At 67.6% G+C, this 15,381-nt stretch carries 13 protein-coding genes; 10 read left to right on the plus strand and 3 right to left on the minus strand.

Annotated features, from left to right (window positions below):
- The first annotated feature begins 102 nt into the window (after positions 1 to 102).
- Positions 103 to 750, plus strand: coding sequence for a response regulator (locus CCZ27_RS05885; protein WP_198363277.1), 648 nt, complete (start codon positions 103 to 105; stop codon positions 748 to 750).
- Positions 751 to 814: 64 nt separating this feature from the next.
- On the opposite strand, the gene CCZ27_RS05890 is transcribed toward CCZ27_RS05885, so the two are convergent.
- The gene (locus tag CCZ27_RS05890; RefSeq protein ID WP_096452237.1) at positions 815 to 1,375 is read right to left on the minus strand and encodes a cytochrome b; all 561 of its coding nucleotides are present in this window, start codon (positions 1,373 to 1,375) and stop codon (positions 815 to 817) included.
- A gap of 362 nt (positions 1,376 to 1,737) precedes the next feature.
- Here CCZ27_RS05890 and CCZ27_RS05895 point away from each other — a divergent pair, with 362 nt between their 5' ends.
- From CCZ27_RS05895 to CCZ27_RS05910, 4 genes are all read left to right on the plus strand, one after another.
- Positions 1,738 to 3,534: a methanol/ethanol family PQQ-dependent dehydrogenase gene (locus CCZ27_RS05895; protein WP_096446427.1), complete on the plus strand. Its 1,797-nt coding sequence runs from the start codon at positions 1,738 to 1,740 to the stop codon at positions 3,532 to 3,534.
- Between the two features lie 234 nt (positions 3,535 to 3,768).
- Positions 3,769 to 4,179 (plus strand): DUF2946 domain-containing protein, encoded by a 411-nt coding sequence (locus CCZ27_RS05900; protein ID WP_096446429.1) that lies wholly within the window; start codon positions 3,769 to 3,771, stop codon positions 4,177 to 4,179.
- A 169-nt stretch (positions 4,180 to 4,348) separates the two neighbouring features.
- Complete coding sequence (locus CCZ27_RS05905) at positions 4,349 to 4,813, plus strand: copper chaperone PCu(A)C (RefSeq protein ID WP_096446431.1); 465 nt, start codon at positions 4,349 to 4,351, stop codon at positions 4,811 to 4,813.
- Positions 4,814 to 5,045: 232 nt separating this feature from the next.
- Positions 5,046 to 7,319 carry a TonB-dependent receptor gene (locus tag CCZ27_RS05910; RefSeq protein ID WP_096446433.1) on the plus strand — a complete coding sequence of 758 codons (2,274 nt, stop codon included), beginning with the start codon at positions 5,046 to 5,048 and terminating at the stop codon, positions 7,317 to 7,319.
- Here the strand turns inward: CCZ27_RS05910 and CCZ27_RS23355 are convergent.
- The gene (locus tag CCZ27_RS23355) at positions 7,202 to 7,912 is read right to left on the minus strand and encodes a hypothetical protein (protein WP_157748465.1); all 711 of its coding nucleotides are present in this window, start codon (positions 7,910 to 7,912) and stop codon (positions 7,202 to 7,204) included. The genes CCZ27_RS05910 and CCZ27_RS23355 overlap by 118 nt on opposite strands.
- Positions 7,909 to 8,439, minus strand: a complete 531-nt coding sequence (locus tag CCZ27_RS05915) for a superoxide dismutase family protein (RefSeq protein WP_096446435.1) — start codon at positions 8,437 to 8,439, stop codon at positions 7,909 to 7,911. The genes CCZ27_RS23355 and CCZ27_RS05915 overlap by 4 nt, the downstream gene beginning before the upstream one ends.
- Positions 8,440 to 8,906: 467 nt before the next feature.
- Between CCZ27_RS05915 and CCZ27_RS05920 the strand changes: the two genes are divergently transcribed.
- The 5 genes from CCZ27_RS05920 to CCZ27_RS05940 all read left to right on the plus strand — a co-directional run bounded on the left by CCZ27_RS05920 (position 8,907) and on the right by CCZ27_RS05940 (position 15,381).
- A complete protein-coding gene (locus tag CCZ27_RS05920) occupies positions 8,907 to 10,655 on the plus strand; it encodes a type VI secretion system Vgr family protein (RefSeq protein WP_096446437.1) in 1,749 nt (582 codons plus the stop codon).
- Positions 10,648 to 12,084, plus strand: a complete 1,437-nt coding sequence (locus CCZ27_RS05925) for a hypothetical protein (protein WP_096446439.1) — start codon at positions 10,648 to 10,650, stop codon at positions 12,082 to 12,084. Before CCZ27_RS05920 ends, CCZ27_RS05925 begins: the two co-directional genes overlap by 8 nt.
- A complete protein-coding gene (locus CCZ27_RS05930) occupies positions 12,081 to 13,079 on the plus strand; it encodes a PoNe immunity protein domain-containing protein (RefSeq protein ID WP_096446441.1) in 999 nt (332 codons plus the stop codon). The genes CCZ27_RS05925 and CCZ27_RS05930 overlap by 4 nt, the downstream gene beginning before the upstream one ends.
- Positions 13,080 to 13,180: 101 nt before the next feature.
- Complete coding sequence (locus CCZ27_RS05935) at positions 13,181 to 14,188, plus strand: PoNe immunity protein domain-containing protein (protein ID WP_096446443.1); 1,008 nt, start codon at positions 13,181 to 13,183, stop codon at positions 14,186 to 14,188.
- A gap of 26 nt (positions 14,189 to 14,214) precedes the next feature.
- Entirely contained in the window at positions 14,215 to 15,381 is a 1,167-nt protein-coding gene (locus CCZ27_RS05940; protein ID WP_096446445.1) for a hypothetical protein, read from the plus strand.

Consider the following 15,381-nt stretch of genomic DNA (forward strand, 5'->3'; position numbering starts at 1 on the left):
CCGGACGGCTTCCCCGCCGGCGCGGCGCGGCAGCAACGCCGGCCTTGCGGCATTGGCTCGTGCGCGGCGCGGTGATCGACAACGACAAAGGAGACAAGCGCTATGTTGCGGATACTGCTGCTCGACGACCACGCCGTGGTGCGCACCGGCTATCGCCGGCTGATCGATGCCGAGGGCGACATGCGGGTGGTGGCCGAGGCCACCACCGCGGACGAAGCCTACGCCCGCATGCAGGAAGCCGATGTGGACGTCGCCGTGGTCGACCTGAGCCTGCGCGGCTCCAGCGGCGTGGAGGCTATCCGGCGCATGCTGGCGCGCCAGCCGTTGCTGCGCGTGCTGGTGATGTCGATGCACGACAGCGCGGGCTTCGTCACCCAGGCCATGCGGGCAGGCGCCCTGGGCTATCTGACCAAGAGCAGCGGGCCGGTCGACATGCTCGACGCGATCCGCAGCGTCGCCGCCGGTCGCCGCGTGCTGTCGTCGGACGTCGCCCACGTGCTGGCCGACGCGGTGCTCGACGGCGAACAGTTGCTCGCCCGGCTGACGCCGCGCGAATTCGAGGTGCTGCGCATGGCCGCGCAGGGCGAGCCGGCATCGTGGATCGCGAACCAGATGCATCTCAGCCACAAGACCGTGCTCAACCACCTGTCGATGATCCGGCAGAAGCTGGAGGCGGAGAACGACTTCAAGCTGCTGCGGCTGGCGGTGCGCCACGGCCTGGTGGATTTCTCCGCCGAACTGGCGTGCTGATGGCCGGGAGCCGAAGCCGGGAAAGGAATGGTGCGCCGCGCGCCGGCGGCGCGTCCGCTCCCGTTCAGCCCCGGGCTTGCCGCCCGGGTAGCATGCGGGCGAGCACCGGCTTGCCCTGCAGCGCATGCAGTGCGACCGCGCCCAGGTGCGCGGCGATCAGCGCGGCCAGGGTCCAGGCCAGCAGGCCGTGGGTGGCGTTGAAGAAGGCGTTGAGCGCTTCATCCTCCCTCCCCGCCTTTGGCAGGACGACGCCGAACACCCGCATCGGGTAGCGCGTGAAGCTGCTGGACAGGTAGCCCGCCAGCGGCACGAGCACCAGCAGCGCGTACAGCAACCGGTGGCCGGCTGCGGCGAGCCGGTGTTCGGCGGCCGTCAGGCGTGCGTCCGCCGGGGGCGGATGGCGCAGGCGCCATGCCAGGCGCACCGCCACCAGCGCGAAGGCGAGGACGCCGAACGACTTGTGCAGGCCGATCGCCGCGCTGCGCGCCTCGCCCTTGGGCAGGCCGGCCATGTACAGCCCCAGCCCGATCAGTCCCAGTATCAGGACGGCATGCAGCCAGTGGAGCAGCATGGTGCCGCAGTCGTAGGGCGCTGCGGGAGGAAGGGTGGCAGGTGGTGCATCCATCGGGTGTCGTCTCCTTTCGTCGTTCTCGTTCCTGTTCTCGAAGGCATCGGCCGGCAGGCCGGTCCCGGCGGTCGAGCAGCAACTCATGTGCCAGCCGCCGTGGCCACAGGATGCCGGCGATCGGGCGCGATGCCCGGCCACCTGCTCAATAAATCTGCTGCGATTCACAGCAACTGCCTGCGCAGCGGCGCGAGGAGGGGGCAATTGGAGCAACCGTCGGGCCCCGCACCGCGCGTGCGTGCGTGCCGCGCCCGATGGCATGGCGCTTGCAAACGCAGCCTTCGCCGGATGGCCAGCGTGCCGTCCGGGTTCCCGTTCGCCGCCAAGAACAAGTCCATCAACACCCATCCAAGGAGGAACCCATGAACCAGGACACCCACGCCCGGCGCCGGTCGCGCAGGCTCACCGTCCTTGCCGTAGCGCTCGCGCTCGGCACCATGCAGGCGCAGGCGAAGAACGTCACCGACGACGACATCGTCAACGACGCCAGCATCACCACCCAGGTGGTCACCAACGGCCTGGGCACCAAGGGCCAGCGCTTCAGCCCGCTCACCCGGGTCAACGTGCAGACGGTGAAGGATCTGGTGCCGGTGTGGTCGTTCTCCTTCGGCGGCGAGAAGCAGCGCGGCCAGCAGTCGCAGCCGCTGGTGCATGACGGCAAGATGTTCGTCACCGCCTCCTACAGCCGCTTGTTCGCACTCGACGCCAGGACCGGCCGGAAGCTGTGGAAGTACGAGCATCGCCTGCCCGACGGCATCATGCCCTGCTGCGACGTGATCAACCGCGGCGCCGCGTTGTACGACGACCTGGTGATCTTCGGCACGCTGGATGCGCAACTGGTGGCGCTCAACAAGGACACCGGCAAGGTCGTGTGGCGCGAGAAGATCGAGGACTACAAGGCCGGCTATTCCTTCACCGCCGCGCCGCAGATCGTCAAGGGCATGGTCATCACCGGGAATTCGGGCAGTGAGTTCGGCGTGGTGGGCCGCGTCGACGCGCGCGACGCGAAGACCGGCAAGCTGATCTGGAGCCGGCCGACGGTCGAGGGCCACATGGGCCACAAGTACGACGCCGAGGGCAAGCCGGCCGAGAACGGCATCACCGGCACGACCAACGCCACCTGGCCGGGCGACCTGTGGAAGACCGGCGGCGCGGCGCCGTGGCAGACGGCCAACTACGACCCCGACACCAACCTGATCTACATCGGCACCGGCAACCCGGCGCCATGGAACAGTTGGCTGCGCCCCGGCGACAATCTGTATTCGTCGTCGACGATCGCGATCAACCCCGATACCGGCAAGATCGTGTGGCACTACCAGAGCACCCCGCACGACGGCTGGGACTTCGACGGCGTGAACGAATTCGTGTCGTTCGAATACAAGGACCCGAAGACCGGCAAGACGGTCAAGGCGGGCGGCAAGGCCGACCGCAACGGCTTCTTCTTCGTGAACGACCGCGCCAACGGCAAGCTGCTCAACGCCTTCCCCTTCGTCAATCGCATCGACTGGGCCAAGGGCATCGACCTCAAGAGCGGCCGCCCGATCTACGACGACGACAAGCGCCCGGGCAACCCCTTCGCCGAGAACGCGGGCGAGGACAAGAAGGGCAAGACGGTGTTCAACGCGCCGTCCTTCCTCGGCGGCAAGAACCAGATGCCGATGGCCTACAGCCCGAAGTCCGGCCTGTTCTACGTGCCGGCCAACGAGTGGGGCATGGACATCTGGAACGAGCCGATCTCGTACAAGCGCGGCGCCGCCTACCTCGGCGCGGGCTTCACCATCAAGCCGCTCAACGACGACTACATCGGCGCGCTGCGCGCGGTCGATCCGGTGAACGGCAAGATCGTCTGGGAGGTGAAGAACAATGCGCCGCTGTGGGGCGGGGTGCTGACCACCGCCGGCGACCTGGTGTTCTACGGCACGCCCGAAGGCTACCTGAAGGCGATCGACGCCAACTCCGGCAAGGAACTGTGGCAGTTCCAGACGGGCTCCGGCGTGATCGCGCCGCCGATCACCTGGGAAGAGAACGGCGAGCAGTACGTCGCGGTGGTGTCCGGCTGGGGCGGCGCGGTGCCCCTGTGGGGCGGCGACGTCGCGAAGCGGGTGAACATGCTGGAGCAGGGCGGCTCGGTCTGGGTGTTCAAGCTGCATCGGTCCTGAGCGCGAGGCGGCAGGCAACGGCGGTGACGGCCATTTGCCACCGCCGTTGCCGCAGCCGGGCCGGAAGCCCCGCCGGCCCGCAGCCGCCTCCGATGGCGGGGCGATCGCGCCCGGAACCGGCTGCTGCGCGTCTGCGCGGGCGGGGTGCGACAAACTGTCCGGCATCCGGGGCGGGGTGGTTTCTGTAGAATCCACCCCGCTTCCAGGATTCTTCCGGCCTTGCCTTTGCCCACGATGTTTCGTTTTCGCCGACGTCCCTACGCATGGTTCGCGATTCTCGCGATCCTGATCGGCGCGCTGGCACCGGCGGTGAGCCGGGCCTTGCCGGTGGAACGGGGCACGGCCTTCGTCCTCGAACTGTGCTCGGCCACGGGCACGCATCGCGTCTGGCTCAGCGCGGCCGAGGCCGGACGCTACGCCGGCGCCGTGCCGCAGGATTCCGGACGGCCGGATGCCGATGCGGGCAGGTCCTGCCCCTGCTGCATCACCCACGGCGCCGGCTTCGGCCTGCCGCCGGACGATGGTCCGCCGGCCTTCGTTTCCTTCTCCGCGGCCGACGTCGAGCCGTGTCGCTTCCTCGTCGCGCCGCATCCGTCGTTCGCATGGATGCCGTCGCGCCCACGGGCTCCGCCCGCCGCGGCCTGAGGCCCGCCCGGCGCCGCCTGCGGCGCCCCGATGCCGGGCTCCCCGCGGGGCCCGAGACCAGACCGATACCTGTTGCGACCATCGCCGGCCGGCCACTGCCCGCCGCTCCGTCCCGCTCGCGGACCCGGGCGGACAGCGTCGCCGCGCCGACACGACCGAGGATACGACCATGAAGAAGACCGCCATCGCCGCACTGTTCTCCCTCGCCGCCCTTCCCGCGTTCGCCGACGTGACCGTCGCCGACGCCTGGGTCCGGGCCACCGTCCCCCAGCAGAAGGCCACCGGCGCCTTCATGCGCCTGACCTCCGACACCAATGCCCGCCTGCTGTCCGGCACCTCGCCGGTGGCCGGGGCGGTGGAGATCCACGAGATGGTGATGGAGGGCCAGGTCATGAAGATGAGCCCCGTCCCGTCGCTCGAACTGCCGGCCGGCAAGACGGTGGAGCTCAAGCCCGGCGGCTACCACGTGATGCTCATGGATCTGAAGGGGCAGGTGAAGGAGGGCGACAAGGTGCCGCTCAGCCTGGTCGTCGAAGGCCGGGACGGCAAGCGGCAGACGCTGGAAATCTCCGCCCCGGTGCGCCCGCTCAATGCGGCGGCCGGCGGCATGGAGATGCAGCACGGCAAGCACTGATCCTCGCCGCGCCTGACCCGCGGGCTGGCGCGCCCGGGCGCTGACCGGCCGCGGGTTCTTCATTCCTTTCCATCAGACCGTATCCGGTCGCGTTGCCGCGACCGGAGGGGCGCGCTCGCCGGACGACCTGCCGCTGCGCGACATCCTCCGCGGGGAGGGCGCGCCGCCTTCGGGCGGCCGTGCGGCCGGCCCGCGGGACGCGGTGCGCCCCATCACCTCTCGAACAACAGACATGAAATCCAGAATCGGAAGACTCCCGTTTTTCATCGCACTTGCCTTTTCATCGCCCGCCTGGGCGCAGGAAACCACGCTCGGCGCGGTCGTCGTGACCGACGCGCCGGAACTCGCGGTTCCCGCAGGTACCGGGGTCGGGGCCCGGGTCCGCCAGTCCCTTGCGCCCGCCACCAGCGACACCGCCACCTTGCTGCGCCATGTCCCCGGCATCAGCCTCCAGGGGGCCGGCGGCATCTCCAGCCTGCCGGTGGTGCGCGGGCTGGCCGACGACCGGGTGCGGATCAAGGTGGACGGCATGGACCTCATCGCGTCCTGCCCCAACCACATGAATCCGGCCCTGTCCTACATCGATCCGACCAACGTCGGCAGTCTCGCGGTCTATGCCGGCATCACGCCGGTCAGCGTGGGCGGCGACAGCATCGCCGGCACCATCGTCGTCGAGTCGCCGGAGCCGGTGTTCGCCGGGGCGGGCGAGGGGATGATGACCGGCGGCGAGATCGGTGCCTTCTACCGCAGCAACGGCAACGCGGTCGGCGGCAATTTCGCCGCCCGGCTGGCGACCGCGTCGTTCAGCCTCGGCTACGCCGGATCGACCGCCCGGCGCGGAAACTACATCGCCGGCGGCGACTTCCGGACGACGACGGCGAGCGGCCGGATCGGGAACGCGATCGCGCGGGACGAAGTCGGCTCCACTGCCTACGAAAGCCGCAACCACGAACTGAGCATGGCGTTCCGGGGCGGCGATCATCTGCTCGAGGCCAGGGTGGCGGTGCAGGACGTGCCCTACGAACACTGGCCCAACCAGCGCATGGACATGCTGGACAACGACCAGACCCGGCTGAACCTGCGCTATCTCGGCTCCTTCGGCCGGGGGACGCTGGAGGCCCGGGCCTACCACGAGAAGGTCGAGCACTCCATGGATTTCGGCGGCGACAAGCGCTTCTGGTACGGCGCCGCGTCGGGCGGCATGGCCGTGCTCGACGGCGTGCCTTGTTCGCCCGTCGGGCCGAACTGCGCCGCCGGCATGCCGATGCGTACCCGCAGCGAGAACAGCGGCCTGGTGCTGAAGGGGGACGTGGGACTTTCCGCGCGGGATCGTCTGCGCGTCGGCGGCGAACTCCAGCGCTACCGGCTCGACGACTGGTGGCCGGCGTCGGGCGGTGGCATGGGGCCCGACACGTTCTGGAACGTGCGCGACGGCGAGCGCGACCGGACCGCCGCCTTCGCGGAATGGGAGGCGGTGCATTCGCCGCAATGGACGACGCTGGCCGGCGTGCGCTACGAGCACGTCCGCACCGACGCCGGCCCGGTGCAAGCGTACGACGGCAGCGTGCAGCCGGCCGTCAGCCGGGTGGCGGCGGTCAACGGCGCGCGACGCGCACGCAGCGACGACAACCTGGACGTGACGCTGCTCGCGCGCCATACGCTCGACGAGCGCCGCAGCATCGAGTTCGGTCTCGCGCGCAAGGTCCGCTCTCCCAGCCTGTACGAACGCTACGCCTGGTACAGCCGCGGCATGGAGATGCTGATGGTGAACTGGTTCGGCGACGGCAATGGCTACATCGGCGACGCGAAACTCGCCCCGGAAAAGGCGCATACCGTGTCCGCCACCTTCGACTGGCACGCCCCCGACCGCCGCTGGGAATTCAGGCTGACGCCGTACTACACCCGCGTCGCCGACTACATCGATGCACTGCGCTGCCCGACGCGCCTGGGAGGGTCCTGCACCGCGGCCAACCTGGCGGCGCGGCAGGGCTTCGTGTATCTGCAGTTCGCCAACCAGTCCGCCCGCCTGTATGGCGTGGATGTCTCGGGCCATGCGCCTCTCGCGCAGACCGGATGGGGGGACTTCGGGCTGGGGGCGGTCCTGAACTACACCAACGGCAAGAACCTGGAAACCGGCGACCGGCTCTACAACATCATGCCGCTCAACACCACCGTCACCCTGACCCATGGGCTCGGTGGCTGGGACAGTGCGGTGGAGTGGGTGGCGGTGCGGGGCAAGAAGGCGGTTTCCGAAGTCCGCAACGAGCTGGAGACGCCGGGCTACGGGCTGGTGAATTTGCGTACGGGCTACACCTGGCGAAACGTGCGGCTCGATCTCGGCGTGGAAAACCTCTTCGACAGGCTGTATTACCTGCCGCTCGGCGGCGCCTACGTCGGCCAGGGGACGACGATGAGCGCCATGCCGATGGGGTCCGTGCCGCGCTGGGGAACGGCCGTGCCCGGCATGGGGCGGTCGTTCCATGCCGGAGTGAAGATCGCCTTCTGATCGGCCTGCCCGGCCCGCGCGCCGAGCCCCGGATGCGGGTCGGCGCGCAGCGGGCCGAAGACCAGCGCCAGGTCGCAGCTCGCCCCGCCCGGGAACCAGCGCGCCAGCGCTGCCGCGCCGCCGGGAAAATGCAGGACGAATTCGTCGGAAACCGGCTTGCGCAGGTGCGATTCGCCCTGCGGCGCACCGAGTGCGCCGCGGAAGCGTTCGGCGAAGCGCGCGCCCTGCAGGCGGCAGGCGCCGGCATCGGCGGCGGCGGCGGCGATGTCGAGCCCGCGCGGCAGCGCGACCACTTCCTCGATGCGGCCGTCGCTGCCGGCCATCGCCATCACCGCGAGTTCGATCCCGGCACCGCGCACGCTGATCGCGACCTGCTCGCGCATGTCGCAGCCCGGGCCGACCTGGGCGGCCGCGGGGTCGAGCGGCAGCGCCTGGCTGGCTGCCGCGCGCAGGTCGCTGCCGAGCCGCAGCGGGCCGATGCCCGTGGCGGTAACGGCAGGCGCGGGCGGCAACGGAGCCTGGCGGGCGACGACCGCAGCCGTCGCCGCCAGCAGGATGCCGGAGACGGCGAGGAGTGCGCGCCGCGCGCTCAATCGGCCGCCTTGACCACGCCGCAGGCGATGCGTGCGCCGGCACCGCCGATCGGCTGGGTGCTGTGGTCGTCGCGGTTCTCGTGGATGACCAGCGCGGCGCCGTCGGCATCGAGGATGCCGGCGCGGCCGCCGGCGCCCGAGAGGCTGGCCAGCGCAGTGAACAGTTCGGCTTCGACGCTGCCGTCGGCGTGCACGAAGATCACCGGCAGGTCGCCGGCGTCCGGTCCCTCGGGGTTCATCAGGCCATGTTTTCTGCCGCTGGGGTTGAGGTGGCCCTTGGAGGCGACGAAGCCCTTGTCGGGATCCTCGCAGGTACCGACGCCATGGATGTGGATGCCCTTCGGGCCGGCGGGCAGGCCCTTGGCCGAGACGTGGATGAGCACGCCGGCAGGCCCTTCGGCCAGCGTGGCGGTGCCGATGGCCTGACCCTGGCGGTCGACGATCCGGGCGGTGGCGCGGTCGGCGGCGCCGGCGTGCGCGGCGGCGGCGAACAGGATGGCGGCGGCAAGCGGTCGGATGGCAAGCATGATGTCTTCTCCGTGGTTGGGCTGCTTGCATCCTAGGCGACGTATATGACGGCAACAACGTAGCCATGCGCGCGCCGCGGCGGCCGTGTCGCCCGCGTGCGCGGAGCCGGGCGGGAAACCCGTGGCCGGGGAGGCGGAGCGCCTTGCCCGTGGCGTGGCCGCTTCGGAGCGAAGTTGCGGACTGTGCCGATGGCTGCCGGCGCCTCCCGTCCGAAGGCGGCGGCGCGCGCCGCCGATGCGATCGAGCCCGCAATCAAAGGTTTGCGCCCTTCCAGCAAAACACGCCTATCCAAACGTCCTGCAGGATCAGGATCGTGGAATCGCCAGGCAGGCGCCTGCCGCGGCCTTTGCCGGATTCCTGAAGGGCGCGCCCGCCGCCGCCCGACGATCCGTCCCAACCCGTTTCGCGAAGGAGAAGCGCATGCCGGTCTTGCTGCATCCATCCCTCACCATGAGGACGATCGCCCATGGGCCTGCTTGACACCCCCCGCACGCTGATCGCCCAAAGCGCCGCGCTGCCGCAGCACCTCGGCCAACCCGCCCTGGTGCCGGTGCGCCTGCAGGGCGAAGAGCGCCTCAACGACCTCTTCGTCTACCTGCTCGAACTCAAGACCGCCGACGCGCTCGCCTTCGCCCCCAGCCTGGCCGCCAACTTCGACCTTGCCGGCATGGTCGGCCGCGAGATCACCGTCAGCATCCAGCTCGAAGGCCGGGGCCACTTCATCCCCGGCGCGGTTGGCGACCAGGGGCTGGCCAACCAGGGCGCCGGCGTGCGCGAAATCTCCGCGCTCATCGCCGAGGCCCGCTACCTGCGCGAAGAAGGCCGCCACCACGTCTATGGCCTCACCCTGCGCCCCCGGCTGTGGCTCGCCACCCTCATCGCCGACTGCAGGATCTTCCAGGACAAGACCGTCATCCAGATCCTGGACGACCTCTTCGCCGACACCCCCTTCGTCGTCGAAAAGCGCCTGCAGACCGCCAAGTACCCGCCGCGCGACTACCAGACCCAGTTCAACGAGACCGACTACCACTTCTTCGCCCGCCTGTGCGAAGAATGGGGCATCGCCTGGTGGTTCGAGCACGCCGATGGCAAGCACCGCCTGATCCTCGCCGACCAGCCCGGCGCCTATCGCCCTTCACCCAGCGACGCCTACCGGCAGGTGAGCGTCTACCCGCCCGGCCACAAGCTCGACGAGGAATACCTGCACGCCGTCTCCATCCGGGACCGCCTCGTCACCGGCGCCTGGGCCGGCACCGACGTCGACTACACCCGCCGCCGCGCCGATCTGGCCGTCCGCCACCACGACCCGCGCCCCACCGGCTGGCAGGCCAGCGCCCGGGGCAACGTCCGCGGCCTGGCCGCCGGCCACACCTTCCACCTGAAGAAACACCCGCAGGACGCGGCCAACATCGAATGGCTGATCCTGTCCGCGCGCCTGGACATCGAAGAGATTGCCCAGGAAAGCCAGGGCTCGGCCAACCTGGACGGACATCCGCTACCCGCCCAGCAATGGCGCTGCAGCGTCGATCTCGAGCTGCAGCCGACGCGGGAAGCCTACCGCCCGCCGCTGAAGCACGCCCGTCCGGCCATCGGCGGCGCCGTGCGCGCCATCGTCACCGGCCCGGCAGGCAAGGAGATCTGGACCGACCCCTACGGCCGCGTCAAGGTCGCCTTCCCGTGGGGCCGCTACCTCCGCAGCGACGACCATTCCTCCTGCTGGCTGCGGGTCTCCACCGCCTGGGCCGGCAACCAGTACGGCGGCATCCAGCTCCCCCGCATCGGCCACGAGGTGCTCGTCAGCTTCGAAGGCGGCGACCCGGACAAACCCATCGTTACCGGCCGGGTGGTCGACAACCAGAACCTGCCGCCCTGGCAACTGCCCGGCAACCAGGCGCTCTCGGGTTTGCGCAGCAAGGAGCTGTACGGGCAGCGCAACAACCACCTCGTACTCGACGACAGCGAAGCCGACGGGCAGGTTCGGGAAGGCCGGCTCGACGCCGAAGGCAGCGCCACGCTCGAGGACGTTCCGATCGGCGCAGCGACGGTCTATTACGGCGAAACCAGCCAGACCGCCCGACCGGCAACCCCGGAATTCGGCCCCCCCGCCCTGGGCTTCATGATCGAGGAAGACCTCGCGGAGATCGGCATCGATGTCCGCGGCGGAGAGCAGATCGATGCCTGCCTGGCGCAACTGACGGAGCGGCACCATGACTGATCCAGTCGATCTGGAGGATTTCCTGGGCGATGTCGGCAAGGCGGTCGCGCTCGGCATGCTGCCCTTTCTCGGGCAGGCCATCGACATCTACGACACGGCCTATGCCGCCTACGACCTGTATCAGAACAAAGACGGCTCGGCCGAACAGCGTGAAGAAGCGTGCTTCGGCGTGGTGATGGCGGCGGTGGGCTGGATACCCGGGCCGGGCGACGGGATCAAGAAGACCCTGAAGACCATCAACCGGGACCCGGAACGCTACGCCCCGCTGCTGCTCGATGCGGTGCGCTACGTGCTCTACCAGTCAGGCTACAAGGTCGACCCCTACGCCTTCCTGATGGACAGCATCGACGCGGAGCGCATCCGCTCCCTGATCGAAGGCGCCAGGTCGGATATCGCGAAGTCGGAATTCTTCAGCCAGTGCCCGGCACTCGTACAGGAGGGCATGCTGCGGGGCCTCAATCTGACCATGGCGAACATCCCCGTGATCGTCGGTGTCGTGGAGCGCCGGGTGAAACGCTGGCTGAAAGTGGTTCCGAAGAACACGGCGGCGGTCACGAAGCAAACCGCCCATCCGGCCCCGAAGCAGCCGCCGGGGCAGCAGCAGGGGCGCCGGGAAGGCGAGGTCGGGACGCACGGGCAAGCGCACGGGCTGTCGGCCTTCAACGGGACGGCGAACGCCGCCGAGATCGCCACGGCAAACCTGAACCAGAGGCAGGAAAGCATCGGCGAGCACGTGGGCGACTACCACTGCCAGGACGAACTGGGCTGGGGCCGGCAAACAGCGCAGCACGATATCGGCACAGGCAGCGCAAAGCTCACGGATGGCGCACGGCTCATGCGGTTGCAGCACCAGATCAAGGCACGCGGCCGGGGCATCGATGCGATCTGGCGGACCGGTCGGGCGCGGCCGTACGCGGTGGTGGAATACAAGACGCGGAGCGTGCCGCTGTCCGAATCCGGGATGCGCCGCCTGCTCGTTGCCGAATCGGCGCAGAACAAGAGCCTGCAACCGGCCAAGCGGGCAGAGCAGCGGGAATACCGCAAACAGGTCAAGGGCGGGAATGCCCGTGCCGTTTCGCCAGAGGCGTTACCGAAAAACGTGCCCAAGATGAGCCATTTGTGGATTCGGCAACGAGTGGAGAGCGACAAGAAACTCGGGAGACATCAAAAGCAAGAACTCAAGGAAATTGAAAACTACACCCGCCATGTGATTCAAGTTTCCACGGCCTCCGGCGACGGCAAGGTACACCGTGAAGAACTGGACCAAGCACTCGAAGAAAAGCGAGAGGTCACCGACTCGAAGCACACGGCGCATCGGGCCGGCATCGACAACTTCACGAACGTGTTTACCGAGGCACCGAATGAAGACGCAAGAACCCGAAAGGGGCAGACCTCGCAGAACGCGGGAAGAAGAGGAGCAAAACCATGAGTGAGAATTTTCTTGAGCGCCGCCGTCAGCCGTTCCTGACGGAGGGGTTCTATGAAACCTGGGAGCGAGAAACGTTTGAAATCGCACGGCCGATAATGGCCAAACAGCTGGCAAAACCGACCTTATCACTGTTCAGCAGGAAGAACATCCTCGCCGGCAACGCTTCCGAAACCACTCATCTCCTTCATCTCCGTTATACAGCGGGCGAGCCGATTGAGAAGCTCCGGGGCGATCTGGATGAAGTCGTCGAAGCGTGGGAGGCTTTCGCCAAGGTCGCAGGCGTCATCGGTGCGAAGCCCGCGGGATCGATCTTTGGATTCGGTTATCGCTCGGAATACCTGCCCGCGGTGTTGTTGGTGGGCCTGACCATTCTGCTGCGACGCGAAGACTTGCTGCCCCGGATCGACGCCCTGTGTTTCGGTTTTCATGGGGCCGATGCGATCTATGAAGAACTGGTGGCCCCCTTTATTGCCGGTCGGGGTTTTGTAGACACCTGGTATCACGCCGAGCCGTACACCGCAGCCCTCGACGCCATCGACAGCGACGACCCCAACGAGCAAAGCGCCTTGATGAAGGAAGCGGTGGAAAGATGGTATGCCGCGAACGAAGAGCTGCCGTTCCACGGCACCCACAAGGACATCGACGACGAGGGGCACGGCGGGTATTTCGGCTACTGGTGCTTCGAACTGGCGGCGCTGTGCTACCTGAAGAACATCGACGACAGCCGTTTCCGGAATCACCTGACCTACCCGAAGGATCTGGTCGATTTCGCGCGCGCCTACCAGGCCGAGCCGGATCGGCGGCCACCACCTGCATCCGGCGCAGCCGCCCTTCAGGTTCTTTCGGCACGCCCCGGCGAGCCCTGCCCGCGGGAAGGCGTGTGGTTCGCCATCCACCTCCGCGGCAAGGAAATACGAATGCGGCAGGGCGAAACCATGCCCGGCCCGAAGATCGGCCCGTCCGGGGCCGTCACCTGGTATTTCAAGGGGCCGTGACGGACCGCGGGCCGTACTTTGCCGACAGGTCGGCGCAATTCAGGGAAGAAAGGCGCGACCAGTATGAATCAGCAGAAATCCAAAGCCCGGAAAGAGAAGCCATGGAAGACATCAAGACCAATTTCCTCGAGCGTCGCCGTCAGCCGTTCCTGACGGAAGGATTTTACAGGACCTGGGAACGGGAAACGTTTGAGATCGCACGGCCTACTACCGAACGCATGCTAGCTGACCATTCAGCAAGCCTAAGAGATCGTAAGGCACTTCTTCGGGCACACGCCTCAGAAACCACCGATCTCCTTCATCTCCGCTATACAGCGGGCGAGCCCATCGAAAAACTTCGGGGCGATCTGGATGAAGTCGTCGAAACATGGGAAGCCTTTGCCAGAGCTGCAGGCGTCATCGGTGCGAACCCCGCAGGATCAATCTTTGGATTCGGTTATCGCTCGGAATACCTGCCCGCGGTGTTGCTGGCGGGTCTCACCATTCTGCTGCGACGCGAGGACTTGTTGCCCCGAATTGACGCTCTGTGTTTCGGTTTTCATGGGGCTGATGCGATCTATGAAGAACTGGTAGCCCCCTTTATTCCCGGCCGCGGTTTTGTAGACACCTGGTATCACGCCGAGCCCTACACCGCGGCCCTCGACGCCATCGACAGCGACGATCCCGCCGAACAGAGCGCCTTGATGAAAGAGGCGGTGGAAAGATGGTATGCCTCAAATGAAGGAATGCCGTTCCACGGCACCCACAAGGACATCGACGACGAGGGGCACGGCGGGTATTTCGGCTACTGGTGCTTCGAACTGGCGGCGCTGTGCTACCTGAAGGACATCGACGACAGCCGCTTCCGGAATCACCTGACCTACCCGAAGGATCTGGTCGATTTTGCGCGCGCTTACCGGACCGAGCCCGATCGGCGGCTGCCACCGGAACCCGGCGCAGCCACCTTTCAGGTTCTTTCGGCCCGCCCCGGTGAGCCCTGCCCGCGGGAAGGCGTGTGGTTCGCCGTCCACCTCCGCGGCAAGGAAATACGGATGCGGCAGGGCGAAACCATGCCCGGGCCGGAGATCGGTCCATCCGGGGCCGTCACCTGGTATTTCAAGGGGCCGTGACAGGCTCGTCGGAGGGAAGAAAGAACATGAGCACCAGCGAAACCTACCTGAGCGACGAGGAAATTGCCGAGTTCATCCGGGAAACCAAGGCCGAGCCGCAGTACTTCTACGGCGACGAAGGGCATGAATACGGCGTATGCCCGTTCATCACCTTCTACGTCTACCACGATGACGCGCAGTTCCTGAGCCTGTGCGACAAGATGATCGACATCCACCGCCGGCTGGAGCGGATGATCGATTCGCCCTACCGCAAGGTTTGGAAGGATGCCACCGAAACCTGGTTCGAGGCCGGCGACAAGCGCCTGCCGACCGACCTGCGCGCCGAAGCGCGCAAGGCACTGGATCGGGGCAAGGAATTCTGGGTTCGGGCCACCGACATGGACAGCCCGCTCGCCTCGGCCCGCTGGGCCATCGACGCGCAGGTGACCAATTGCAGCGCGATGGATTACACCACGCTCAAGATCACCTTCCGCCATAGCTGGTATGTCGAGCATCGGCGGGAATGGCGGGAATTCGTGCTCGCCTGCCTGCACCTGCTGGAACCGGAACAGTGCTACAGCGGCTTCGAGATCGGCAACACCGCGACCGGCGTGATGGGCGCCTACGAAAGCGACGTCATGGAGCGCATCTGCGCCGACCACTTCTACGGGCTGGACATTGACCACCCCGGAGACATGGGCTTCCAGTACCACCGGAACGAGAAGGGCTGGGTCAACCCGGCCCGCCTCGGCGCCGGGCTGCGCACGCCGACCTGGGGCTTCCTGCTGTCGCCCCACTGGTTCGACAAGCTGGGGCTGGACGAACTGCGCCTGTACGAGGGGCTGAACGATGCACGCATCCGCATCGAAGCCCTGCCGCGCGGCAGCGACGGGCGGACGAGCTACTGGATCGAACTGGGGGACTTGTCGCTGTACCCGGTGGAAGACGGCGTGCCGGAACTGCCGGTGATCGCTAACCGGCTGATCCGCCCGGTGCGCTGCGACGACTTGAACCTGCTCTCGCTCGACCCGTGGGACGACGACCCGAATCCGCGCTTCGATTTCCAGAGCGGGCCGCGCTGGATGGGGCGTTTCGACGAAGGCAGCGACTGGCCCACGCCCGAGCGCCGGGCGCCTCGTCCGCCATCCGCATCCGCGCCAGGGAAGAAAGGCGCGACCAGTATGAATCAGCAGAAATCCAAAGCCTGGAAATAG

This window comes from Thauera sp. K11, assembly GCF_002354895.1.
Lineage (GTDB): Bacteria > Pseudomonadota > Gammaproteobacteria > Burkholderiales > Rhodocyclaceae > Thauera > Thauera sinica.

What these genes read in the sequence shown, in the direction of transcription:
- CCZ27_RS05920 (WP_096446437.1), top strand. Translation starts at nt 8,907, where the DNA reads ATGGGCCTGCTTGACACCCCCCGCACGCTGATCGCCCAAAGCGCCGCG.
- CCZ27_RS05890 (WP_096452237.1), bottom strand. Translation starts at nt 1,375, where the DNA reads ATGGATGCACCACCTGCCACCCTTCCTCCCGCAGCGCCCTACGACTGC.
- CCZ27_RS05930 (WP_096446441.1), top strand. Translation starts at nt 12,081, where the DNA reads ATGAGTGAGAATTTTCTTGAGCGCCGCCGTCAGCCGTTCCTGACGGAG.
- CCZ27_RS05940 (WP_096446445.1), top strand. Translation starts at nt 14,215, where the DNA reads ATGAGCACCAGCGAAACCTACCTGAGCGACGAGGAAATTGCCGAGTTC.
- CCZ27_RS05935 (WP_096446443.1), top strand. Translation starts at nt 13,181, where the DNA reads ATGGAAGACATCAAGACCAATTTCCTCGAGCGTCGCCGTCAGCCGTTC.
- CCZ27_RS05925 (WP_096446439.1), top strand. Translation starts at nt 10,648, where the DNA reads ATGACTGATCCAGTCGATCTGGAGGATTTCCTGGGCGATGTCGGCAAG.
- CCZ27_RS05895 (WP_096446427.1), top strand. Translation starts at nt 1,738, where the DNA reads ATGAACCAGGACACCCACGCCCGGCGCCGGTCGCGCAGGCTCACCGTC.
- CCZ27_RS05905 (WP_096446431.1), top strand. Translation starts at nt 4,349, where the DNA reads ATGAAGAAGACCGCCATCGCCGCACTGTTCTCCCTCGCCGCCCTTCCC.
- CCZ27_RS05900 (WP_096446429.1), top strand. Translation starts at nt 3,769, where the DNA reads ATGTTTCGTTTTCGCCGACGTCCCTACGCATGGTTCGCGATTCTCGCG.
- CCZ27_RS05885 (WP_198363277.1), top strand. Translation starts at nt 103, where the DNA reads ATGTTGCGGATACTGCTGCTCGACGACCACGCCGTGGTGCGCACCGGC.
- CCZ27_RS05910 (WP_096446433.1), top strand. Translation starts at nt 5,046, where the DNA reads ATGAAATCCAGAATCGGAAGACTCCCGTTTTTCATCGCACTTGCCTTT.
- CCZ27_RS05915 (WP_096446435.1), bottom strand. Translation starts at nt 8,439, where the DNA reads ATGCTTGCCATCCGACCGCTTGCCGCCGCCATCCTGTTCGCCGCCGCC.